Origin of the sequence: Clostridium puniceum (assembly GCF_002006345.1) — a bacterium.
Taxonomy (GTDB): domain Bacteria; phylum Bacillota; class Clostridia; order Clostridiales; family Clostridiaceae; genus Clostridium; species Clostridium puniceum.
This window is the reverse complement of record NZ_LZZM01000089.1, coordinates 22285-46635: the sequence shown is the minus strand read 5'-3', so window position 1 is coordinate 46635 and position 24351 is coordinate 22285. Positions and strand designations below refer to the sequence as shown.

Annotated in this window: 19 protein-coding genes and 1 riboswitch; of the genes, 1 reads left to right on the top strand and 18 read right to left on the bottom strand. The window is 28.7% G+C overall.

Features of this window, described 5'->3' with window-relative positions; translation table 11 throughout:
• Positions 1 to 112: 112 nt before the first annotated feature.
• From CLPUN_RS06845 to CLPUN_RS06790, 12 genes are all read right to left on the bottom strand, one after another.
• On the bottom strand, positions 113 to 1075 hold the full coding sequence (locus tag CLPUN_RS06845; RefSeq protein WP_077846572.1) for a YkvA family protein: 963 nt from the start codon (positions 1073 to 1075) through the stop codon (positions 113 to 115).
• A gap of 219 nt (positions 1076 to 1294) precedes the next feature.
• Positions 1295 to 2125 (bottom strand): MetQ/NlpA family ABC transporter substrate-binding protein, encoded by an 831-nt coding sequence (locus tag CLPUN_RS06840; RefSeq protein ID WP_077846571.1) that lies wholly within the window; start codon positions 2123 to 2125, stop codon positions 1295 to 1297.
• Positions 2126 to 2137: 12 nt separating this feature from the next.
• Positions 2138 to 2776 (bottom strand): methionine ABC transporter permease, encoded by a 639-nt coding sequence (locus CLPUN_RS06835; RefSeq protein ID WP_077846570.1) that lies wholly within the window; start codon positions 2774 to 2776, stop codon positions 2138 to 2140.
• Entirely contained in the window at positions 2776 to 3741 is a 966-nt protein-coding gene (locus tag CLPUN_RS06830; protein ID WP_077846569.1) for a methionine ABC transporter ATP-binding protein, read from the bottom strand. Before CLPUN_RS06830 ends, CLPUN_RS06835 begins: the two co-directional genes overlap by 1 nt.
• Before the next feature lie 155 nt (positions 3742 to 3896).
• Positions 3897 to 4013, bottom strand: a riboswitch (SAM riboswitch).
• Positions 4014 to 4333: 320 nt separating this feature from the next.
• Positions 4334 to 4801, bottom strand: coding sequence for an SsrA-binding protein SmpB (gene smpB, locus CLPUN_RS06825; RefSeq protein ID WP_077846568.1), 468 nt, complete (start codon positions 4799 to 4801; stop codon positions 4334 to 4336).
• A 179-nt stretch (positions 4802 to 4980) separates the two neighbouring features.
• The gene (gene rnr, locus CLPUN_RS06820; RefSeq protein ID WP_077846567.1) at positions 4981 to 7173 is read right to left on the bottom strand and encodes a ribonuclease R; all 2193 of its coding nucleotides are present in this window, start codon (positions 7171 to 7173) and stop codon (positions 4981 to 4983) included.
• A gap of 256 nt (positions 7174 to 7429) precedes the next feature.
• Entirely contained in the window at positions 7430 to 8413 is a 984-nt protein-coding gene (locus tag CLPUN_RS06815) for a hypothetical protein (protein ID WP_077846566.1), read from the bottom strand.
• Between the two features lie 301 nt (positions 8414 to 8714).
• Positions 8715 to 9650 (bottom strand): M14 family metallopeptidase, encoded by a 936-nt coding sequence (locus CLPUN_RS06810; RefSeq protein ID WP_077846565.1) that lies wholly within the window; start codon positions 9648 to 9650, stop codon positions 8715 to 8717.
• Positions 9647 to 10582, bottom strand: coding sequence for a M14 family metallopeptidase (locus tag CLPUN_RS06805; protein WP_077846564.1), 936 nt, complete (start codon positions 10580 to 10582; stop codon positions 9647 to 9649). The genes CLPUN_RS06810 and CLPUN_RS06805 overlap by 4 nt, the downstream gene beginning before the upstream one ends.
• A gap of 425 nt (positions 10583 to 11007) precedes the next feature.
• Positions 11008 to 12348: a 4-aminobutyrate--2-oxoglutarate transaminase gene (gabT, locus tag CLPUN_RS06800; protein ID WP_077846563.1), complete on the bottom strand. Its 1341-nt coding sequence runs from the start codon at positions 12346 to 12348 to the stop codon at positions 11008 to 11010.
• A gap of 281 nt (positions 12349 to 12629) precedes the next feature.
• A complete protein-coding gene (locus tag CLPUN_RS06795; RefSeq protein ID WP_077846562.1) occupies positions 12630 to 13850 on the bottom strand; it encodes a PucR family transcriptional regulator in 1221 nt (406 codons plus the stop codon).
• 267 nt (positions 13851 to 14117) lie between these two features.
• The gene (locus tag CLPUN_RS06790; protein WP_077846561.1) at positions 14118 to 15332 is read right to left on the bottom strand and encodes a PucR family transcriptional regulator; all 1215 of its coding nucleotides are present in this window, start codon (positions 15330 to 15332) and stop codon (positions 14118 to 14120) included.
• A 504-nt stretch (positions 15333 to 15836) separates the two neighbouring features.
• On the opposite strand from CLPUN_RS06790, the gene CLPUN_RS06785 reads away from it, so the two are divergent.
• On the top strand, positions 15837 to 16859 hold the full coding sequence (locus tag CLPUN_RS06785) for a 2-keto-3-deoxygluconate permease (protein WP_077846560.1): 1023 nt from the start codon (positions 15837 to 15839) through the stop codon (positions 16857 to 16859).
• 222 nt (positions 16860 to 17081) lie between these two features.
• On the opposite strand, the gene CLPUN_RS06780 is transcribed toward CLPUN_RS06785, so the two are convergent.
• The 6 genes from CLPUN_RS06780 to cysK form a co-directional block, all read right to left on the bottom strand.
• Positions 17082 to 17789, bottom strand: a complete 708-nt coding sequence (locus CLPUN_RS06780; protein WP_077846559.1) for an amino acid ABC transporter permease — start codon at positions 17787 to 17789, stop codon at positions 17082 to 17084.
• A gap of 56 nt (positions 17790 to 17845) precedes the next feature.
• A complete protein-coding gene (locus CLPUN_RS06775; RefSeq protein WP_077846558.1) occupies positions 17846 to 18724 on the bottom strand; it encodes a substrate-binding periplasmic protein in 879 nt (292 codons plus the stop codon).
• Between the two features lie 87 nt (positions 18725 to 18811).
• Entirely contained in the window at positions 18812 to 19537 is a 726-nt protein-coding gene (locus CLPUN_RS06770; RefSeq protein WP_077846557.1) for an amino acid ABC transporter ATP-binding protein, read from the bottom strand.
• A gap of 495 nt (positions 19538 to 20032) precedes the next feature.
• Positions 20033 to 21163, bottom strand: a complete 1131-nt coding sequence (locus CLPUN_RS06765) for an iron-containing alcohol dehydrogenase (protein ID WP_077846556.1) — start codon at positions 21161 to 21163, stop codon at positions 20033 to 20035.
• Positions 21164 to 21329: 166 nt separating this feature from the next.
• Entirely contained in the window at positions 21330 to 22760 is a 1431-nt protein-coding gene (locus CLPUN_RS06760) for an aspartate ammonia-lyase (protein WP_077846555.1), read from the bottom strand.
• Between the two features lie 641 nt (positions 22761 to 23401).
• Entirely contained in the window at positions 23402 to 24331 is a 930-nt protein-coding gene (gene cysK / locus CLPUN_RS06755) for a cysteine synthase A (protein WP_077846554.1), read from the bottom strand.
• Positions 24332 to 24351 lie beyond the last annotated feature (20 nt).

The window sequence follows — 24351 nt, the reverse complement described above, 5'->3', positions numbered from 1 at the left end:
TTTATCTTTTGAAACATGAACTTTCTCTCTAGAGATTTCATTATTCATTGTTAATTGCTAACTGAAATATATATATAATTTATATAAATTATATCCAAATATTAAAGTTAACTTACAATGTAGATAATTCTTCTACTACCTCATATAGTTTTCCTACATTTCTAGCTCCAGTAAAATCAGTTAAATATTCAATTCCATTTTTCAACACTAAAAGCAACTCATTTTCGCCTTCCCAATTTTCTAATATTATAGTTAATGGAACATCTTTAAGAACCTTATTTAAAGCAAAAATTCCCACTCCAATATCATCAATTACACCTATGAATGGTATTTTACTAGGTATTAAATCTGTAGGTATTGTTATATATCCAATAGCTGCTGACATTATCAACTTAGTTTTTATAGATACTCTAGTATCCTTAAGTAACCTGTAAATTAGAGAAACTATATCTGGCAATATAAATATATAATCTTTATATTTTTTAGCTTCTTCCGATAACTTGTTGCTTAGAATATCTCTGCCTTTAGAGTACTTATCCTCTATTTTATTTACAATTTCTAATGCTTCTGTGACCTCTTCACTTTCGTCCTTAACTTCTTCTGCTTCTACTTTCTTTATTAATTCTCCAGCTACAGATATATTAACATTGCTAATTTCCACCCATAATTCCGATCTCTTCATAAAAATTTCATCAATAGTCAAATCAACAAATGGTACATCTTTAATAATTGTATTTATATTTATTGTTACTTTATCTTTTTGGCTTTCTATTCCATATTCTTTAAATACTTTTGCTAGCTGCTTTAATGCAAAACTTCTTATAATTCTAAAAAGCCCAAGGTTTAAAATTTTTACTTTAACTATTCTAGCCGTAATCTTATTACTAAAACATTCAACTAATTCTACTTTCATCAAAAAATCTATTTTAATTCCTTTTTTAAAGCTTCCATCTAAAATTATTCCATCTTCAATGGTTACACTTTTTAAATTTAATCCATCAATTTTGACGAATTCATTAATAATACTTAATATATCCTTTCCTACTAACTTTACCTTAACCTCTGATATGTTCATAACTCATTCCCCTTTAAAGAAAATCTTTACCTTTAAGCTTAAATTTCTTTTTATGTAATTTACAATTTAGAACATTATTTTCCTAATTATAATTAAAAGTATACATTATTTTAGCTAATTGTTAAAGATAAAGAAAAATCCTCCACAAGTATTTATCATACTTGCAGAGGAACTTATTTTGGTGTGGCTAAACTCTAATATTTTTAATTTTATAATTCATTAAAATACTGGAATTACCGCTCCACTGTATTCTTTTTCTATAAAAGCTTTTACTTCTGGTGATGTCAACGCTTTTACTAAAGCTTGAATTTTTTCTTGCTTTTCATTACCTTCTTTTACAACAATAATGTTTGCATAAGGCTTAGCAGCTTCTGAATTTTTATCTTCAATTATTATTGCATCTTTTGTTGGATTAAATTTAGCTTCTATTGCATAGTTACCATTTATTACAGCTGCATCAACATCATCTATTGCTCTTGGAACTGCTGCTGCTTCTAATTCAGAAAACTTTAAATTTTTCTTATTTTCTGTAATATCTTTTGGTGTAGCTAATTCACCCTCTTTAATTTTTATTATCCCCTTACTTTCCAATAATTTTAATGCTCTAGCTTCATTTGTTGCATCATTTGGAATGGCAATTGTGGAACCATCTTTAAGTTCATCTAAATTCTTAATCTTTTTAGAATATAATCCCATTGGCTCCAAATGAACTGCGCCTACTGAAACTAATTTAAATCCCTTTGATTCATTTTGTTCCTTTAAATATGGAGCATGTTGAAAGAAGTTTGCATCTAACGATCCTTCTGACACGGCAGTGTTAGGTTGAACATAATCATTGAATTCAGTTATTTCTACTGTATATCCTTCTTTTTCAAGTAAAGGCTTTGCTATTTCTACTATTTCTTTATGTGGTTTTGGTGTTACTCCAATCTTTATTACCTTATCACTTTTAGAATCTTTACTTGCTGTATTATTTGTGCCCCCACAGCCTACTAATCCTAATGTTACTATTCCTGCTAAAACTATTGATAAAATTGATTTCTTTTTCATATTTTATTCCCCCTATTTTGATAATTTATTATAAAAATAATTTCCTAACAATTGTAGTCCTTGTACTACTATAATTAAAATAATACAAGTTACTATCATTACATCTGTTTGGTATCTTTGGTATCCATAACTTATTGCTACTTGACCAAGTCCTCCGCCTCCAATAGTTCCTGCCATTGCAGAATATCCAACAATACTTATTATTGTAAGAGTTATTCCTGATATTATTGAAGGAACTGCTTCTTTGAGCATAACCTTAAATATAATTTGAGTATTTGATGCTCCAAAAGATTTTGCTGCTTCAACTACTCCTTTATCAACTTCTCTTAATGATGATTCTATAATTCTTGCAACAAAAGGTGCTGCTGCAATTGTAAGTGGAACCATAGCTGCTTCTGTACCTATAGATTTACCTACAATAAATCTTGTTAAAGGTATAATTATTACCATTAATATAAGAACTGGAAAACTTCTTAATGTATTAATTATAAAATCTAAAATAGTATAAATTATTTTATTAGGTTTTAATCCATCATTAGCTGTTACTGTTAATATAATTGCAGGTATAAATCCTAAAATAACTGAAAACGTAGTTGATACAAGAACCATCTCTAATGTTTCTATTAAAGCTTTTCCTATTATCTCATTCATTATTCAATCACCTCCAATAAAATATCCTTACTCTCAAGATACTTCATAACCTTATCTTTGTCTTGTTCTTTTATATTTATTACAAGCCCCCCTAATACTTCCTCCCTAAATTTTTCAAGTTTACCCCAAACTATTGAAAAATCTATTTCAAGCTCTCTAGCCATTTTAGTTATAAGTGCATTTTCTGAAGAATTGCTTGGAAAAAATAATTTAATATTAACTCCATCTTCTGGTAAAAGCTCATCATCTTCTTCACCTAGGAATTTCTTTAGTGACTTTCCAGGTTTTAAAAATAAATCTTCTGCTTTCCCTTCTGCTTTTACTATTCCCCCATCTAATAAAGTAACTCTTTGACAAATTTCTTTTATAACTTCCATTTGATGGGTAACTATTACTATTGTTATTCCTAATTCTTTATTAATTTTAGAAAGTAATGATAATATATCTTTTGTTATTTTAGGATCTAATGCTGATGTAGCTTCATCACAAAGTAATATTTTAGGATCTAATGCTAATGCTCTTGCTATTGCTACTCTTTGTTTCTGTCCACCACTAAGTTCTGATGGTTTGCTTAATCTTTTGTCTTCTAATCCAACCAATTTAAGTAATTCCAATACCTTATCTTTTATTTCACTCTTATTGTAGCCCCATACTTCAAGAGGAAGTGCAACATTATAAAAAACATTTTTTCTTTTCATAAGATTAAAGTTTTGAAAAATCATTCCTAAATCTTTTCTAAATTCTCTAAGGCTTTTACCTGTTAATGAAGAAACTTCTTTACCCATTACATTAACAAATCCTCCATTATAAGATTCTAGTCCATTTATACATCTAAGCAATGTAGATTTTCCTGCTCCACTATGTCCTATTATCCCATAAATTTCGCCTTTTTTTATACTTATTGATACATCTTTTATAACTTGTGTTTCCCCAAAACTTTTAATTACATTTTTAATTTCTATCAAAACACTTTTCCTCCTTGATTTTGTTCTGTCTAGTCTCCGGATAACTAAGATATCTGTCTCAAATAACTAACTGGTTTGCTATTTATTTGAAGATACCTCAAAACAAAAGCGCCAGAGAATAAATCTCTAGCGCATAAAACACTTGTAAATTTATCCTCTCATCTATCAGCTAAAAGCTGCTGGAATTAGCACCATAAAAATATTAATAAATGAATCAATATTTCGGTTGCCGGGTTTCAAAGGGCCAGTCCCTCCACCACTCTTGATAAGATATTCGATTATTTAATTTAGTTTATGACATGATTATATAAGCATTTTTTTTATTTGTCAACCCCAAAAAATAATCCTTTAAACTCTTGAATCCTTAGTATTGTAATCGGATTAGTTATATTATATATATTTATTTATTTTATTGCAAGCTTTTTAATATATACATTCCAATTAATTTTCTACATTAAACTCTCATATAGATTGCTGAATATTATCTAATATAAATAAAAGTATACCTCATTCAAAATTTAATGAGGTATACTTTATATTTGAAAAATTGCTATTTAATAATTAATGATTCTTCCTAACATCTTTTATTACACTATCTATATCTCTCTTTTATTGCTCTATCTATATCTCTCTTATGAGCTCTCTCTAACATAGAATCTCTCTTATCATAATTTTTCTTACCTTTACATACCCCAAGTGCAACTTTGACTTTACCTTCTTTTAGGTAAAGCGATAATGGTATTAAAGTGTATCCATCTTGAGATACTAATCCATCAAGTCTTCTTATTTGCTCTTTATGAAGCAGTAATTTTCTTTCTCTTACTGGATCTACATTAAATATATTTCCTTGTTCATAAGGAGAAATATGCATATTTTTTATAAATAATTCACCATTATATATATCAGCGTAGCAATCTTTAAGATTAACCCTACCCTTTCTTATTGATTTAACTTCTGTTCCAACTAGCACTAACCCAGCTTCCATTGCTTCTTCCACAAAGTAGTCATGTCTTGCTTTTCTATTTTCAGCTAATGAATTTTCATTCTTTTTTCTTGCCATTTTAAATCACCCACTTAGTTAAGTTAAGAGTTAATGCCCTTTAGAGTACCCTGTGGCAATTAACAATTAACAGTTTATTACTAAAATTATATTATACATATCTTTCTAAATCAACAAATTTAGGTGGATTAAAAATCTCCATCTAAATATTTTTAATCTATTTATACTGTTTCTTCTGATTAACTTTTAAGTTCTTTATCCATATCTTTTGGTATATCTTGTTCTTCACCCTCTTCTCTTTTATGTTCTTCTGTAATTCTAAAGAATATTTCTCTGTTTGCTATATCTACATTCACACATTCTACTTTTACTTTATCTCCAAGCTTATAAATCTTCTTAGTTCTCTCACCAATTAGACTAAGATGAGCTTCATCAAATATGTAATAGTCATCATCTAAGTCTGTAATATGAACTAATCCTTCAATTGTATTTTGTAATTCTACAAATACTCCAAAAGATGTAACTGAAGATATAATTCCTTCGAACTCTTCTCCAATCTTATCTTGCATATATTCAGCCTTTTTAAGATCATCAACTTCTCTTTCTGCATCTTGTGCCTTTCTTTCCATTTCTGATGATTGCTTAGCTGCGTAGCCAACTATATTTTTCAATTTATTTATTCTTTTTTCATCAATTTCTCCATGTAAATATTCTTTTATAATTCTATGAATTTGCAAATCTGGATATCTTCTTATTGGAGAAGTAAAGTGACAATAATACTCTGCTGCAAGTCCGAAGTGACCACTACATTCTGTAGCATATCTAGCCTGCATCATAGAACGTAACAATAAAGTACTTACAACGGTCTCTTCATTCTTACCTTTAACTTTCTCTAAAATTTCTTGAAAACTCTTAGGACGTATTTCTTCAGTCCATTGAATAGTATACCCTAAGTTATAAACAAATTCTTTGAATTTAGCTAACTTTTCTTCATCTGGGCTCTCATGTATTCTATATACAAAAGGAAAATGAGTTTTAAACATATGCTCTGCTACTGTTTCATTGGCAGCTAACATAAATTCTTCTATCATTCTATTTGCTATTTCACGATCATAAGGCTTTATTTCAATTGGTTTGCCAAGCTCATTTAATGTAATTTTGGCTTCTGCAATTTCAAAATCAATGGCTCCTCTTTTAGTTCTCTTTAATCTTAATATATAGCAAAGTTCTTCCATCATCTTAAAATCTTCATAAAGATAGTCATATTTCTTTATTAATTCCTCATCATGATTTTTTAAAATTTTTGTAACATCTGTATATGTCATTCTTTCATTAGTTTTAATAATTGATTCTACTATTTCATGATTTACTACTTTTCCTTTATGATCTATTTCCATAAAGCAAGTTAATGTCAATCTATCTACTTTAGGATTTAACGAACATATACCATTTGATAGTTTTCTTGGAAGCATTGGAACTACTCTATCTATTAAATAAACAGAAGTGGCTCTTTTTAATGCTTCTTTATCTAATGGATTATTTTCCTTTACATAATGAGTTACATCTGCAATATGAACGCCTAATTTAAAGTTTCCATTACTTAATTTTTCAATAGATACAGCATCGTCTAAATCCTTAGCATCTTCACCATCTATTGTAACCATTTTCAAGTCTCTTAAGTCTCTTCTTCCTTTATATTCTTTTTCATCAATTTCCTCGGAAATACCCTCAGCAAACTTCAATACTTTATCAGAAAATTCTTCTGGAAGTCCAAGTTTCTTAATAATCATTAAGATATCTATTCCTCTATCTCCTTTTCTACCTAAAACTTCTACTACAACACCTTCTGCTTTTCTTTTTTCGTCTGGCCACTTTGTTATTTTAACTATAACAACATCTCCATCTTTAGCGCCATTTCTATCCTTTTTAGAAATAAATATATCTTTGGATATTTTGGTATCTTCTGAAACTGCAAATCCAAAATTCTTACAATCTTCATATACACCTACTACTTTAGTTGTATTTCTTTCAAGAATTTGAATTACTTCACCTTCTCTCTTCTTAGTACTTCTATCTTCTCTTGTTATCTTAACAGATATTTTATCTCCATTCATAGCTCCATTCATAGATGTACTTGGAATAAAAACATCTTTTTGATCTTCTTCATCAGGAATTAAGAATCCAAAGCCTTTTGCATGAGCTTGAAGTTTTCCTACAATTAATCCTTCTTCTTCATTATTTTTTTCATTTATCATATATTTATTTTTCTTTGTTCTTACAATAAACCCTTCACTCTCCATTACCCTCAAAATCTTTTTGAAAGCAGTATATTCATTTTTCTTTATATCAAATATAGCAACTAATTCTTCAATCTCCATTGGTTTATAACCAGGTTCTTTCATAAAGCTTACTAATGTTTGCTTAATTCCCATAAAAATTTCCCTCCATCGTGCAATTACTATTTATTCTTCCTATATATCTATATACTACCACATTAATGTTCTACAATGTAGGTTTTATCTTATATATTCTTAGTATTAACATGTATATATTAATTTATTTACTTTAATAAATTTTAATTTGTCCTAAGCATATAAAAATATAAATCCTTAAAATATAACAAAAAAACTATAGCAAAATCATTTAAACAATTTTGCTATAGTTTCTATAATATAAATTTATTTTATATTATTTTGCTACTACATTTGTAGTCGATTCTATAGTTGTAGTTGATGGAGCCGATATCTTAGCAAACTCCTCTGCTGTAAGTTTAATTTTACTAGTTGGAAGGGTTATTGCTTTAACTTCACTCTTAGTATTTGTTGCTTTCATTTCCATTGAAATTTTTCCAAAATCTTTAACTTGTAAGTTAATACTAGCATCTGAGTTATAACTGCTATCTGTAAATAATTCTTTTGAAGTAATAGTTGAGCCAGCTAACGATGTTTTAATATCATTCACTGTTGTATTAAATTTTTCATCATTTGCTGCAGCTTTAATTTGTGCAATATCTTCATCACTTAATCCTAATGCAAAACTCTTGTTTAAATTTTCCAAATTATTAGCACATGCTTTAACAGCTTTTGCAGCCAAATCTACAGTTTGATTGGCATCAAGCTTTATTGTATACTCTCTTCCATTTTGAACAAAAGGTAAATCAATATCATTATTTTCACCAAATATTAACTTTCCAAATTGAATCATTGCATCTGGTTGACTAGTTAATGCTTTTATTTTATTTACATCCATTCCATTAGCTGTTGAATTTTCAAGAGCTATGTATTCTTCTTTTATGTTCGCTAATCCTGTTGAATTAGCTTGTCCAGATAGTGCATATAATCCTTCATAGAAACTCTTGTTAATGTATACTGTAGCTCCATCTGAATAAACTTTCATTTCTGGAATTTTAATTTTACCTGATGTATTATTAAATTTCATGTCCACATATGCTTGTTCTTTTGTTGCATATCCATTAGCAGTAAATGTCACTTCTTCTTTTATGCCTAACGCATCAACATTAATTTTACCTTCTATATTCGAAGTTGTAGCTTCCCATTTTGCTGTATTAGAAAGTTCCTTTGAATAGTTGAGAGTTGCTTGGCTACATCCAGCCATTGTTCCAACTGTCAAAGCTGCTGTCATAATAATTGCTAAAGTTTTTTTCAATTTCATTTTTGTTCCCCCCGTAAATACTTATTTGTTATGATAAAAATTAAATATGAGTTAATGATTAACTTGTATTATAATTATTATTATACATACTTTTTATTAAGAAATTCTATTTTATATATTAATTTTACCTTAATTTATACTTAAATTTCTATAATTAACCTAACATTAATATATTTTATATAATTATCATATATTCACATAAATTTTCCTTTTAAAACTCTCCATAAAATTATTTTAAATAAGTATGAAGATTTAAAAAACTTAGAGTACAACTTTATACCCTAAGCTGGATTTAATAATTTTATTGATGAAGTCTTCTAATTATTTTATATGCAACTACGCTTTCCATCACTAATGGTGATGTATGCGCAAAAAATATTATTCCATCTGTTGGTGATTTTATTTGCTCTATAACTTCACCTTCATAAGGATGAATTATTTCCCCAAGAACATCGCCTCTTTCAACTCCATCTCCTGGATTTTTTAATCTTCTATATATTCCACCTGTTGTTGTTTTAACTGACAACAAATCTTCTTCTTGCAAAACACTTGCTATATAGCCACTATGACTATTATATTTTATTACTCCCATTCTAGTTAAAAACCTTAAAACGGCTACTACCGCATGCTTTGCTGATATTTCATCAATTTGGTCTGTTGCATTTGTATATATTGAAAATGCACTTGTATTCCATAATTGCCAATTGTAATTCAGTGTTGTTGTATCAACTGGTTTAGGCTTACGTGTAAGTACATATTGAAGTCCAAAAAGATTTGCTAAGCTTGGGCTATGGTAACCAGTTTCCATCATTCTTATATGAGGTATAAAATCTCCTGGCATATAAAAACTAGCAAACTGAATTCCAAATGCATACCCCTTAACTTGTTCAAAAACACCATTTGCAATTTTTTTTGTTGTTTCTCCCTCTGCATTTCCTGGGAACATTCTATTTATATCTGTATTATCCATTGTCCAAAATCTTTTTCCTATATTCATAGAATGAGGATTTACACATGGAATCACTAAAATTTCACGATCTCTAGCAATTGCCCCCCTGCGTTCTAGCTTTGTTAAAGTCTTAATTAATTGAGAACAAGTATATAATTGTTGTATTTCATTACCTCTAATAGCACCTACTATACAAGCTGCCTTATCACCTTTTCCAAATTTATATCCTGCAATACGCATATCATCTCTATGAGGTGACTTTAATGTAAACAATATTTCCTTTTTCATTTTACACCTCCAAGCACTCTTGCAATAAGAGACCCCTCATAAACTACTGGGTATTCTCTTAATGTAAAAAGCATTCCGTCACAAGGCGAAATTACTTTTTCTTCTATATCACCTGTTAATGGATTTAATATTTCTCCTATAGTATCCCCTTTTCTTATTTCTGCTAAATGATTTAAAGTAGACATAAAAATTCCTGAAGATTTTGAATTAATGGTTTCAACTTCTTTTTCTGTTGATACGATTGCATCTTTAACAGGCAAAACCTGACCTTTCCACATATTCATTTCTTTCATTAAATTAAATATTCCTGTTACCAGTTGATCTCCATATTCTTTTGTTATTCTCATGCCAACTCCCATTTCTACAAGCAATGTTGGTATATTTCTACTGTTCAAATTATATGTAAGGGTAGATTCAAGTACTGTTGCTACTGGATGAACCCAAACAAAATCAATATTTAATAATTTTGCATAAGGTACTAATTTTTCTGCAATATGCTCACTAACTCTAACTTGAGGAATCTCCCGTAAAAATATATTGCTAGAATGTAAATCAATACACATATCAGCTCCATCTATATCTTCTATAATTTTGGCTGCAACATGTTCTGCCATTGCACCATTTTCTGACCCTGGAAATATTCTATTCATGTCTAGATCAAAAGTAGGCATTCCCCTATGTACTGAATCTATTCCAAGTGGATTAAGTGTTGGATATATATCCACTATACCATTTAGAAATTCTATATTTTCACTTATTTTTTTAATTAATTCATAGCATACATATTGCCCTTCAAGCTCATCTCCATGAAGCCCTGTAATAATACATATCCTTTTTTCTTTTCCAATCAACTGTGTTGGCTGAATTCTATTTTTTCTTATTATCATTTTTTCATCAACTGCAAGTCCTATAGATACCACTGCTTCTACCATATTGCCCTCCCTCAATTAGCTCATTGCTTTTTCTCTTTATTCTTAAGCATTTCAAAGTATATTATTTTTCATTGTAAAATTCCCAAATAAATTGGTTCGTTTGTAAAAAAATTTTCTTTCTATATATGAAAAAAGGCGAAGAATCTCGCTTTATGAGCTTCTTTGCCTTGATTAAATATTACTACTTGAAAATTTTATTGTCAATTATTTTTATATAATGTAAGCAATCTTATTTTTACATATTAATCAATATCAAAAGTATCCATTATATTATTTAAGAATAAAATAATTTAATTTGCTACTATGTGAATATTAAAATTATTTTTATAAAAATATAATTCATGCAATATATAAATTGTAATTTATATACCACATGAATTAATTCATACATTGAAATATTAACTTGTGAATTCTATGATTTTATATTAGATACACTCTTTAATTGTTTCTTCTAATACATCCATCCCATACTTGACTTGTTCATCTGTCATAACTAATGGTGGTAAGAAACGAATTACGTTACCAAGCAGTCCTGCATTTAGTAATATTACTCCTTTTTCATAACACTTTTGAATTACAATTTTAACCAAATCCGCTACTGGTTCTTTTGTTTTTCGGTCTTTTACAAGCTCTATACCTATCATAGAACCAAGCCCTCTAACATCACCTATAACCGGATATTTTTCTTTCATTTCATTAAGTCTTCCAATAATATAATTGCCAAGTTCTTGTGACTTACTACATAAATCTTCTTTTTCTATTTTTTCTATTACTTTAAGAGCTGCAACACATGCAAGAGGGCTACCACTATATGTTCCACCTATTCCCCCAACACATGCAGAATCCATTATTTCCTTTTTAGCAACTACAGCACTTAATGGAACTCCTGCTGCTATAGATTTTGATAATGTAATTATATCTGGTTCTATTCCATAGTGTTCATGAGCAAACATCTTCCCAGTTCTTGCAAAACCTGCTTGTATTTCATCTACTATAAATACTATGTTGTTTTCATTACAAATCTTTTGTAATTCTTGCATGTATTTTGCAGATGGTACAACAAATCCACCTTCACCTTGTAATGGCTCAACTATTAAACAAGCTATCATATCTGGTGATAATGTTGTTTTTAGCATAGTTTTTAATTTATTAATACATTCATCAGCATATTCTTCTTCTGAAACTCCAAGTGGTGCCCTATATGAATATGGAAAATCAAACTTATATGTTTCTGGAGCAAATGGTCCAAATCCATTTTTATATGGTTTATATTTACTTGTTATTGACATAGTCATATTTGTACGTCCATGAAAAGATCCTGTAGCTGAAAGAACTCCTGTTTTCTTTGTATAGGTTCTAGCTATTTTTATAGCATTTTCTACTGCTTCTGCTCCACTATTAGCAAACATAACTTTTTTTTCAAAATTACCAACTGCTATTTCTGTTAACTTCTTAGCTAAAGCTCCATATGATTCATAAGTTACTACATTATATCCTGGATGAATATATTTCTCTGCTTGTTCTTTTATTGCTTTAACTATTTCATCATCACAATGTCCTACATTTTGAACACCAATGCCTGCAGCAAAATCTACAAATACATTTCCATCGACATCTTTAATTAAAGCTCCTTTTGCCTCAGCAATGGCAATACCTGTTGACACTGATACTCCATTAGCTACATATTTTTTTCTTTCTTCAAGAATTTCCTTTGATTTAGGTCCTGGTATTGATGTTACTAATTTTACATTTGATTCCTTTATCATCTTAAATCCCCCTCTATTTTGATGAAGAATGAATGATAAATGATTAATGATAAATTTTTTTTAATTTCCTCCTTAACCATTCATTCTTCATTTAAAAATTCTATACTTTACCTACACATTAAAAATAGAGTCATCATGTCTTAAATACATGAAAGACTCCATCGTCTACTAAATTATTGTTTTTTCTGTGTTAGCTTGGTTCTATAATAATACTTTATCCCCTTCTTTTCTATGTCCAATCGCCATAATATTTTTGTCTATTTTGACCAAAAGCTTATTATTTATAACATCTTGCTAATATATAATGCCATTTTTATTCTAAGACAATCCTCAAAATTATGAAGATTACAATTCAATAATTGTTCTATCTTTTTTATTCTATATGTAAGCGTATTTCTATGTAGATACAATTTTTCAGCTGCTATAGTAAGATTGCAATTTTCAATTAAATATGTATCCAATATTTCAACTAAACTAGTTTCTTTATTTCTTTTTGTTTTTTCTAAAATTGGTCCAATTACTTGTTTACAATAATTTTCTAATATTTTTTTATTTTCAATATTAAATATTAAACTATATATTCCTATATCGCTATATCTTTTAATTGCTTGACTAACACCTTCACACTTTAAACTTTCTATAACTATTTTAGCTTCATTAAAGGAATCTTTCATTAGACTTAAATCCTCATAACCATTTCCAATACCAACATTTATTGAAATTCCATTCATTCTCTTCCCAATTACTTCTTGTACGTCTTTTAATGCTTTATTAAGCCTATTCATAGAATTTTCTTCTGATCTATTTAAAAATATAATTTCTTCTTCATTATCTATAATAGGTACCTTTAATGAATATTTTTCTAATATGTCTTGAACTAGTTTTCTAAGGACTAGTTTTACTTTAGCTATACTTATTTCATCATATAATTTTTTTGCTTTTGCAAATTCTTTAAATCCGTTAATTTTAACAATACATATACAACATTTTCCTTGTAGATTATATCCAAAATAATTTGCTTTTTCTTTAATATTTATTCCTAAATCAATTTGACCAAATAATATATTATTTAAAAAGTCATTCATAAATTTCTCTTCAATACGTGCTAATATAATAGTATTACTTATTTCCTTTGAAACCTCAACTAATCGTACTTCCCAGGGCAATGTAAATAAAGGAATCTGAAATTTATCAGCAATCTTAATAGCTCCATCTGGAATTTCTCTTATGTATTTCCCTACATTCACTATTAATGCCGCTCCATTTTTTTCACTAATACCTTCAATGAGCTTTGTTAGAACATTAATGTCACTCTTTATTCCTACTCCAGTTATAATGACTATTTCTCCACCTTGTAGCCACTTTATGCCTTCTAATGGATCTTCAAGACATTCCGATACATATATCCATTCAATACATTTTTCTAAACCTATACTTCCACCTACTAATTCCATTTCTTTTAGAGATTTTAATTTTAAAATATCCTTTACTAAAATTGACATATAACCACCCTTTTTTCAGTTAACAGTAAACAGTTAACATTTATTTTGGAGCAATGGACTTTCTTAAAGAGTTAAACTTAAATTATACTTAATTTTCATTAATTTATAGTTATAAAAAACAAAAGTCTATCACCCCAAAGTGATAGACTATCGTTGCCCATTGAATCTTTCAATTACTTATTTTTACATATTATATAGAAAAGTTAACTCTTTTTCTATGTCCAAAGGCTATAATAATTTTGTTCACAACCTCCAAAGCACAAATTATTATTTTAAAACCTTATTAATATATAATGCAATTTTTACCTTCATACAATCATTGAAATTATGTAAATCACAATTTAATAATTCTTCTATTTTCTTTATTTTATATTTAAGCGTATTTCTATGTAAAAACAGCTTTTCTGCAGTAACTGTAATATTACAATTTTCATTTAAATAAGTTTCTAATATTTCAATCAAGTTATTATCTTTATTCTCACTACTAATTGTACCTAAAACTTCTGTAAAATAGTTTTCTAATACAGTTCTATTTGGAATACTGAAAAGAAGTCCATAAATTCCTATGTCTTTATATTTTGTAATTGTATCATCTAAGCCCTGACATTTTGCACTATCAATAGCTAGTTCTGCTTCATTTAATGATTGTTTCATCATTTTTAAATCTTTATAGGAATTTCCAATTCCTACACTTACTGAAAGACCATCCATGCGCTTTTTTATTATTTCTTGTATTTCTTTTAGTGCTTTATCTAGTCTATTCATACAATTTTCCTCTGATCTAATGAAAAAAAGAACTGCATCATCTTTATCAATTATAGGTACTTTAAGGGCATGCTTCTCTAATATATCTTGAACTATCTTCCTAAATGTAATTTTAATTTTAGATATACTTACTTCATCTTCTAACTTTTTTAACTTTAAATATCTTTCAAAACCATCAATATCTATTACACATATACAACATTCTCCTGCTAAATTATATCCAAAATATGCAGCCTTTTGTATTGCATCCCCTTCTACTTCTCCATCCCCAAATAAAATATTGCTTAAAAAATGAGTAAGTGAATTCTCTTCTATACGTGATAAAACTATAGCATTACTAATTTCTCTAGAAACTTCAACTAATTTTACCTCCCATGGCAATGTAAATAATGGTACTTCAAGTTTATCTGCAAGTTTAATTGCCTCTTCAGATATACTTTTTATATATGGGCCTATATTTACTATTAATCCAGATCCATTTTTTTCACTTATTCCTTTAATTAATTCTAATAATATTTCTACATTATCCTTAATTCCAACACCAGTTATAAATATAATTTCTCCACCTTGTAACCACTTAATTCCTTCCAATGGATTTTCAAAACATTCTGCTACATATATCCATTCTATACATTTCTCTAACCCAGCTTTTCCACCAACAAGATTGATCTTTTTTAAAGAATCTAATTTAAGTATATCCTTCACCGAAATTGCCATAAAATCCACCTTTATCCCTTAAATATTTAAAAATTGTTTGTACTTATTATATTTTTATCATATATTTCTCTATAAAAAAAGAGTTACTTAAATGAAAATTTTCTTTAATAGACATGTTATCTTCTCTAATTTTCGTTTAAAATAACTTTTATTCTTCAAAAATAAATGATTTACACTAAGTATAGTTTTCACTCTTAAATATACTCTCATTTTTAAATAACACTATATTTTTTCTAATTTATTGTAATTTTATATATAATTACATATAATAGAATTAATTGTTTAATTGATTCTATTAAGTATCTATTTTATAGATAGATATTAAATTAATAGTTGTTTTGGAAAACGTGTGCATAAAATTCACTATCTATAGTAATCTTAACAAGCAAAAGATTTATACTCTAAATTTTAATTTATTGCAATCATTTATACATCTTAATAAGCATCAATATCAACATTAATAAATAATAATTAAATCATAACACTTGAAAGGAGTATATAACTATGAAAATTAAAAAAAATATCGAAAAGATACCAGGAGGTATGATGATTGTCCCCTTATTTTTGGGCGCATTACTAAAAACATTATCACCAGATGTAAATAAATTTTTTGGTGGGTTTACAGGCAATTTTTTAACAGGAACATCTGTCATATTATTCATTTTCTTTTTCTCTATTGGCACTACTATTGATTTACGTACCTCTGGATACATTGCAAAAAAAGGTCTTTCTTTATTAATTATAAAAGTCCTCTTTGCATCTTTTCTAGGCGTAATTGCATCTCATATCCTTCCTACAAATGGAATACAATCGGGAATTTTTTCTGGACTTTCTGTGTTAGCAGTTATTTCCTCTTTTAATGAAACAAATGGTGGACTTTATCTAGCATTAATGACAACTCTCGGTAGGAAAGAAGATGCTGCTGGCTTCCCATTTATTAGTATAGAATCCGGTCCGTTTATGACAATGGTTGCTATGGGTGTTGCTGGTATTGCCTCATTTCCTTGGCAAACCTTAGTTTCCACTTTAATTCCTTTTGCATTAGGTATTGCTCTTGGAACTTTGGATAAAGATTTTTGTAAAATGTTTGCACCATTAGTTACAGGTCTAATTCCTTTCTTTGCATTTACATTAGGATTTAACTTAAGCTTTGGGATGATCATTCAATCAGGACTTATAGGTATTATTATGGGAATTTCCGTAGTCTTCTTATCCGGTGGAATTTTAAGTCTTGTTGATAGATTTGTAACCGGATCAGATGGCGTTGCAGGTTGGGCAGCATCTTCAACCGCAGGTGCTGCAGTTGCTGTTCCTTATGCAATAGCACAAGCTAATTCCCAATTTGAGCCAGTTGCAAGTTCCGCAACTGCTATTATTGCTACAAGTGTTTTAGTAACTTCTATATTAACACCTATAGTTACTATGTGGTTTGAAAAAAGAGCTCGCAATAAAGGCTTGCCAATTAAACCTGCCAAATATGATATAACAGATGACACGAAAAATAATTCAGATACTGCATCTTCCTAACGTTATCCTATTTTAAATACTACTTATAAAAAACAAAACACCTAAATAATAACCACATAAAATGATATATTACAAAGGTGTTAATTCTTGTAACTTATGAATAGGTTTCAATTATAAATACGTAATTAATAAAATAAATTCGATTATATATTTTTTATAATCCGTACATAAAGAAAATAATTTATCATTTATACCTATTTATTATGCCAAAGTTTATTTTAATTAACTAAACTTTAGCATTTTCTTTTCTACTAATTTTACTAATTGTGCAAGTGGTAAACTCAATATTAAATAAAATCCTGCTAAGATTGTATATGATTCAATAGTTAAAAATGATTGTGATGCGTAACTTTGAGTACGTAATAATAATTCACTAACTGATACATATGCAAGTAACGAAGTATCTTTTAACATCATCACCAAGTAATTTCCAAATACAGGTATTGAGTTACGTAAGGCTTGAGGTATTATTATTTTAAATAAAGCTTGTTTTTTAGTAAGTCCAAGTGCTAATGCTGCTTCTGTTTGTCCACCATCTATTGATAATATTGATGAACGAATAACTTCTGATATATAACATCCATAATTAATTCCAAGACCTATTGTTCCCGCAACCAATGAACTTATTTTAACCTGATATCCTGGATTCCAAATTTGTACAATCATAGATAATAAAAGTGGTACTACATAATACATATATACTAATTGAACTAATAACGGTGTTCCTCTAATAAATTCTAAAAATACTACTAAAATCCCTTTTAAAATCTTTATTTTACTAATACGGCCAATTGCAATAAACAGACCTAAAATTATTGCTAAAAAAAATCCCAATACTGTTGCTTGTAATACTATCAAAAGCCCATCCTTCAATGAAGGTACTAAATATTTAAACGCTGTACTAAAGTCTAAGTTAGATAAAATATCCATATATACTGCCTCCTTTTCTAAAAAGAATCCATATGGATTCCTTTTAGATTGTAATATTATTTATCTGAAGTTTTTCCTTCTTCTACTGATACAAAATTATCATCATTCATTCCATACTTCTTAAGAAGTTTTAGGATTGTTCCATCTTTTTTCATTTCATCGATTTTTTCATTTACTGCATCAGCCAAGGCAGTATCATTTTTTCTAACCGCAGCTGCTATCATTCCAGCCGATTCTGCTTTATATGGTGATAAAATCTTTAAACTAAGGCTACTATCTTGTGATAATGTATATCCTGCAACTGCGCCATCAGTAATACATGCATCTATTTTCCCAGTATTTACAGCTAGCATTAATTCAGATTGACTTCCAAATACTTTAACTTCTTTAACTAGACCAGACTGTTGCCACTTTTGAGCAGTTTCTAAGAAAGCTGTTCCTTTTTGTCCGCCTAGCACTACATCTTTTAAATCGTCTTTACTTGTAATTTTTGAATTCTTAGGAATAACAATAGCTTCGCCTTCTTTGTACCATATATTTGTAAATTTAGCTAATTTTTTACGTTCATCTTTTACATACATTCCATCTGTTACCATATCTACAGAATTATTATTCAATTCAATCAACAAGTTTTCAAATGGTATTTGTTTCATTTCAACTTTATTAATACCAAGTCTTTTAGCAACTTCCCCAATAATTTCTGCATCAATTCCAGTAAACTCATTTGTCTTAGCATCCATAAATGCAAATGGGGCATCATTTGACGAAGCAACTGTTAATACCCCTTTTTCTTTTGCTGCTGCCAAAGTATCTTTTGCCTTACTGCTGTCTGATGCTCCACTGCTAGCTCCAGATGCTCCACACCCAGCTAATAATACAATACAACTCATTACAACTAACATCGATATTAATAATTTGTTCCATAATTTTTTCATAATTTATTTCCCCTCTGTAATTTATTTTTTTGATATTTAAAGCTTATGCTTAATTCTCACTATATTTTGTATAATTTTATAGACATTTTAATTTAATACTCTAGATAAAAATTCTTTTGTTCTTTCGTTTTTAGGATTTGTGAAAATCTCCTTTGGATTACCTTCTTCTACTATATATCCTTTGTCCATAAAAATTACTCTATCAGATACATCCCTAGCAAAACCCATTTCATGTGTCACAACAACCATTGTCATACCATCTTTCGCTAATTGTTTCATGACATCTAGTACATCACCCACTAATTCCGGATCTAAGGCTGATGTTGGTTCATCAAATAGAAGCATTTTAGGCTCCATTGCTAATGCTCTTGCTATTGCAACCCTTTGTTGTTGTCCTCCTGATAAAGTTATAGGATATACATCTGCTTTATCCTTTAAACCTACCTTCTTAAGAAGCTCAAAAGCAATTTCTTCTGCATCTTTTCTATTTTTCTTTTTTGTAAGTATTGGCGCTAACATAACATTTTGTATTACTGTATGTAATGGAAATAAATTGTACTTTTGAAACACCATTCCTACCTCTTCTCTGAGAGATCTTATATCTGTAGCTTTATCCATTGCATTTTTCCCGTTATAATACATTTCTCCCCCTGTTGGAGTTTCAAATAAGTTTAAACATCTTAAAAATGTACTTTTCCCAGAACCTGATGGACCTATAATGCATACTACTTCACCTTCTTTTATATCTAAGCTTATATTTTTTAATACTTCTAAATCACCATATTTTTTTGATAATTCACAAACTTTATACATATCTCTCAACTCCAATTTTTTGTAATATAAAAAGGCGCACTGTTCTGATTTCAGTGCGCCTTTGCATTTACTATATTTTTTATTTTCTTGTTATAAAATATTATCATAACATTTTTATAATTTCTGTGTTAATAAGTACCTTTTTGTGCAGTCTGCATATATTTAATCTTAAGTTTTTTATTCCTCATCATTGATTTCTTAAAATTAAAATATATTTAGCTTTCACAAGCAACATCTTTAACTTTTATAGTACTTCTTATGTTGTAATTATGTTATCATATATTAATTTATAAGTCTATTATCTCTAATAACAATATTTTAGTGCACTGTGCACAAGTTATTTACTATAAAGTAGTTTTTATGATTAAGATTGATTATATAAATTTTATGAAATTATTTTTTCATAAAATTTATATTAATATCGTTTCTTTAATATTCTATGTAGCTTTATAATTAAAACATAATATATTTATTAATTTCTTTATGTTTTAATCTTTATAATGCTTTATAATAAATATCCTTAATTTCTTCTAACGTAAATTTTACAGGATGATTTATCATACTTGGCTTTGAAACCTTTATACAATTTTCTGCCATCCAATCAACATCCTTTTCACCTATTCCAAATTCGCCTAAAGTTACTTTTAAATTAATTTCTTCAAGAAAGTTTTTTATTGAATCTGCACAATCTTTTGCATCAGTACCTCCTAATAATTTTGATATATCACTATATTTTTCTATATTACTTTCCCAAGATCTTTCAACAATTATTGGTGTAAGCGCTGCAAGTCCTTTTCCATGGACAATATCATAAAGTCCACTTGCTGGATGCTCCATTCCATGAGGTGCTGTTACCCCTGAAACTCCAATTACCATACCACCTAAAGTACTAGCTAAACTAACCTTTTCCCACGCTTCTAAATCATTTGAATTCTTATATACTTTAATTAAATTTTCTGCTAATAATTTTATTCCATAAAGAGCTTTCATATCTGTTAATGGTTGTCCAATTTTTGATACATATGCTTCCATATTATGTGCTAATGCGTCAAATCCAACAGATGCAAGTATCCCCTTAGGCATTGTGGTCATAAGCTCTGGATCAATAATTGATGCTTTTGCGATTATTATATTAGTTCTAAGTGATTTTTTATCCTTAGTTTCTGGGTTAGTAAGCACAGAAAAACAATTTCCTTCGCTTCCAGTTCCACAAGTTGTTGGAACTAAAACTATAGGAAGAGCATCTTTACCTTGTTTTATTCCAAATATATATTCTGAAATATCACCAGAATTTTTAGCTGTAAAAGCAATACTTTTAGCTGCATCCATTATGCTTCCACCGCCAAGACCTAGTATAACATCACAGCCTGTTTCTTTTATAGCCTCAACACCTTCATATACTGTAGTAGTAAGTGGATTTTGTTCTACTCTATCAAAAATTTCATATTCAACCTTTACTTCTTCTAATAAATTTTTAGTTTTATCAAGTAAACCACTCTTTTTTGTACTACTTCTACCCGTTACTATTAGAACCTTTTTCCCGTATTTAGCCACTTCTGAGCCTACTTCATTTATTCTGCCTCTACCAAATAATAAATTTACTGGCAAATTATAATCAAATTTCATATCCAACATTCCTCCTAATACGTATATAAAATATTTTTTACATTTCATGATAAAAATAAAGGCATCTTTTTATTAAAGACACCTTTGTCTACTCAATGGTAGCATATTAAAATCTATAAATCCATTATCTTTTAAAACAATATTTTAGTGCAATGTGCACAAAATATTATATTGCTTTATTTACTTTTGGTTTTTCTTTTAAGATTGAAGAGTAATTTAATTGAGTCATGGAAAATGGATCTAAGATCTTTTCTAATTCTTCTTTTGTTAATATTTCTTCTCTTAATACTAGTTCTTTAACTGAAATTCCTGATTTTAATGATTCTTTAGAAATTTCAGCAGCTTTTTTATATCCAATATAAGGACAAAGAGCTGTTGCAGTTCCAACACTATTATTTAAAAGTTCTTTACACCTATCCTCATTAGCAGTAATACCCAAAATACAATTATCTACTAAAGTCATTGTTGCATTTTTAAGAGTTTCTATAGATTCAAATAAGTTATAGAAAAGAACTGGCTCAAAAGCATTTAATTCTAATTGTCCAGATTCTGCAGCCATAGTTATTGTAAGATCATTTCCCATAATATTGAAAGCAACTTGAGAAACCACCTCTAAAATAACTGGATTTACTTTACCAGGCATAATAGATGATCCATTTTGCATTGCTGGTAAATTAATTTCACCAATACCAGTCTTTGGTCCGCTTGATAATAACCTTAGGTCATTTGCCATTTTTGAAAGATTAGCTGCACATGTCTTTAAGCTTCCTGAAACGCTCACAAAACCATCAAGATTTTGAGTTGCATCAATTAAATCTTTTGCTTGAATTATATTATGTCCACTTACCTTTCTTAAATTTGCTGTAATATTATATAAATAATCTGAACTTACATTTATTGAGGTTCCAATAGCTGTACCACCAATATTTACAGCTAACATCTCTTTTTCTGCTTCTTTTAATCGATTAATATCACGCTTTATCATTGACGCAAAAGCATGAAAAGATTGACCAAGTCTAATTGGCACTGCATCTTGAAGTTGCGTTCTTCCCATTTTAATAATGTTATTAAATTCTAAAGCCTTTAATTCTAGTGCATTATATAAACGTTGAAGTTCTGAAATCGTTTCAGGAAGTAGCTTTAAAACTGCAAGCTTTCCAGCTGTAGGATAAACATCATTAGTTGATTGGGCCATGTTTACGTGATCATTTGGATGTATAATCCTATAATCTCCTTTTTTCCCAGCAAGCAATTCAATACCACGATTTGCAATTATCTCATTTGCATTCATATTTGTAGAAGTTCCTGCTCCGCCTTGAATTGGATCAACTATAAATTCTTCGTGTAGTTTACCACAAATTATTTCGTCACAAGCATTTATTATTGCATTAGCAATGGTACCATCTAAAAGTTCTGCATCTCTATTTGTAATTGCTGCAGCTTTTTTTACCTCTGCAAGACTTACTATAAGTTCCTTGTGGATTCTCTTGTTTGTGATTTGAAAATTAATACTTGCTCTTAAAGATTGAATACCGTAATAAGACTCCTCTGGTATTTCCATACTTCCTATTGAATCAGATTCCATTCTCATTTTCATATAAAATTCTCCATTTCTATATTTTTTAATTTTAATATTTAAACAATGAAAATAAATTTAAATTGTATTTTATTTCTAAATTTCCTTAACACATTGAAGATTATCACGCTTTAAAATCAATGTAAATATTAAAGCTGGAATTGTGAATAAAAATTAAAAATGGATGCATAATACTTATTTTTAATTAATTAATAGCCAAAAATGCTTAATAATATAAAGTCCATATTATTTTTATAAAATACGAATAATATTCATTTAAAACTATAAATAATTCGCAAATATATACTTAATTTTCCTTTATCAAGGTCTAAATACTCTTTTATATTAATTTTTCTAATTAACACCTTTATAAATATAAAAAATAGTATTATAAAAATATATAAAACAATTATTTTCAAAATAATAAGTTAATATTTTTAATTCCAACTGCAATCAAATCATATTTATACTCAGTTATACTTTAAAATATAAACAGGTTGTATTTAAACAAGTTTATACTTAAAATATTTGATTAGATATTAATAATTCCATATATAATTAAGGCAGAGATTCTCTTTTCCAGAGCGTCTCTGCCTTAATTTAATACTAATATAAAAAACTATTAATGTTTATCTTATATGATTTCTATATCTAACTTATTTTTAATCAAATAATCCAACTGATAAGTAGCGTTCTCCTGTATCAGGTAATAATACTACAATTGTCTTTCCTGCATTTTCAGGACGTTTTGCTAGTTCAGTTGCAGCAAATGTTGCAGCTCCTGATGAAATACCAACAAGTAATCCTTCTGATTTAGATAATTCTCTAGCTGTAGCAAATGCTTCTTCATTTTTAACAGTGATTATTTCATCATAAACCTTTGTATTTAAAACATCTGGGACAAAACCTGCACCAATTCCTTGTATTTTGTGTGGACCTGCTTTTCCTTCTGATAATACTGGTGAATCAGCAGGCTCTACTGCAACAATTTTTACATTTGGATTTTTAGACTTTAGAAACTCTCCAACCCCTGTTATTGTTCCTCCTGTACCTATTCCTGCAACAAATATGTCTACTTTTCCTTCTGTGTCTTCAAAAATTTCAGGACCAGTAGTGTTTTTGTGAATTTCTGGATTGGCTGGATTTATAAATTGACCTGGTATAAATGAATTTGGAGTTTCAGCTGCTAATTCTTCTGCTTTAGCTATTGCTCCCTTCATTCCCTTAGCTCCTTCTGTCAAAACTATTTCAGCTCCATAAGCTTTTATAAGAGTACGTCTTTCTACACTCATAGTTTCAGGCATAACAATTATAACTTTATATCCCTTTGCTGTTCCCACGGATGCAATTCCAATTCCTGTATTACCACTAGTTGGCTCAATTATTACCGAATCTGATTTTAATAAGCCTTTCTTCTCTGCATCTTCAATCATAGCTTTTGCAATTCTATCCTTAACACTTCCTGCCGGATTAAAATATTCTAATTTAGCTACTACCTTTGCTTTTAAATCTTTTGCATTGCTATAATTTGATATTTCTAATAATGGTGTTTTCCCTACTAAGTCTGATAAATTCTTATATATTTTTGACATTTGACCACTCCTATTCTCTT

Coding starts and splice junctions, on each gene's coding strand:
- CLPUN_RS06845 (WP_077846572.1), bottom strand. CDS start 1,075: ATGAACATATCAGAGGTTAAGGTAAAGTTAGTAGGAAAGGATATATTA.
- CLPUN_RS06840 (WP_077846571.1), bottom strand. CDS start 2,125: ATGAAAAAGAAATCAATTTTATCAATAGTTTTAGCAGGAATAGTAACA.
- CLPUN_RS06835 (WP_077846570.1), bottom strand. CDS start 2,776: ATGAATGAGATAATAGGAAAAGCTTTAATAGAAACATTAGAGATGGTT.
- smpB (WP_077846568.1), bottom strand. CDS start 4,801: ATGGCAAGAAAAAAGAATGAAAATTCATTAGCTGAAAATAGAAAAGCA.
- rnr (WP_077846567.1), bottom strand. CDS start 7,173: ATGGGAATTAAGCAAACATTAGTAAGCTTTATGAAAGAACCTGGTTAT.
- CLPUN_RS06815 (WP_077846566.1), bottom strand. CDS start 8,413: ATGAAATTGAAAAAAACTTTAGCAATTATTATGACAGCAGCTTTGACA.
- CLPUN_RS06810 (WP_077846565.1), bottom strand. CDS start 9,650: ATGAAAAAGGAAATATTGTTTACATTAAAGTCACCTCATAGAGATGAT.
- CLPUN_RS06805 (WP_077846564.1), bottom strand. CDS start 10,582: ATGGTAGAAGCAGTGGTATCTATAGGACTTGCAGTTGATGAAAAAATG.
- gabT (WP_077846563.1), bottom strand. CDS start 12,348: ATGATAAAGGAATCAAATGTAAAATTAGTAACATCAATACCAGGACCT.
- CLPUN_RS06795 (WP_077846562.1), bottom strand. CDS start 13,850: ATGTCAATTTTAGTAAAGGATATTTTAAAATTAAAATCTCTAAAAGAA.
- CLPUN_RS06790 (WP_077846561.1), bottom strand. CDS start 15,332: ATGGCAATTTCGGTGAAGGATATACTTAAATTAGATTCTTTAAAAAAG.
- CLPUN_RS06785 (WP_077846560.1), top strand. CDS start 15,837: ATGAAAATTAAAAAAAATATCGAAAAGATACCAGGAGGTATGATGATT.
- CLPUN_RS06780 (WP_077846559.1), bottom strand. CDS start 17,789: ATGGATATTTTATCTAACTTAGACTTTAGTACAGCGTTTAAATATTTA.
- CLPUN_RS06775 (WP_077846558.1), bottom strand. CDS start 18,724: ATGAAAAAATTATGGAACAAATTATTAATATCGATGTTAGTTGTAATG.
- CLPUN_RS06770 (WP_077846557.1), bottom strand. CDS start 19,537: ATGTATAAAGTTTGTGAATTATCAAAAAAATATGGTGATTTAGAAGTA.
- CLPUN_RS06765 (WP_077846556.1), bottom strand. CDS start 21,163: ATGAAATTTGATTATAATTTGCCAGTAAATTTATTATTTGGTAGAGGC.
- CLPUN_RS06760 (WP_077846555.1), bottom strand. CDS start 22,760: ATGAAAATGAGAATGGAATCTGATTCAATAGGAAGTATGGAAATACCA.
- cysK (WP_077846554.1), bottom strand. CDS start 24,331: ATGTCAAAAATATATAAGAATTTATCAGACTTAGTAGGGAAAACACCA.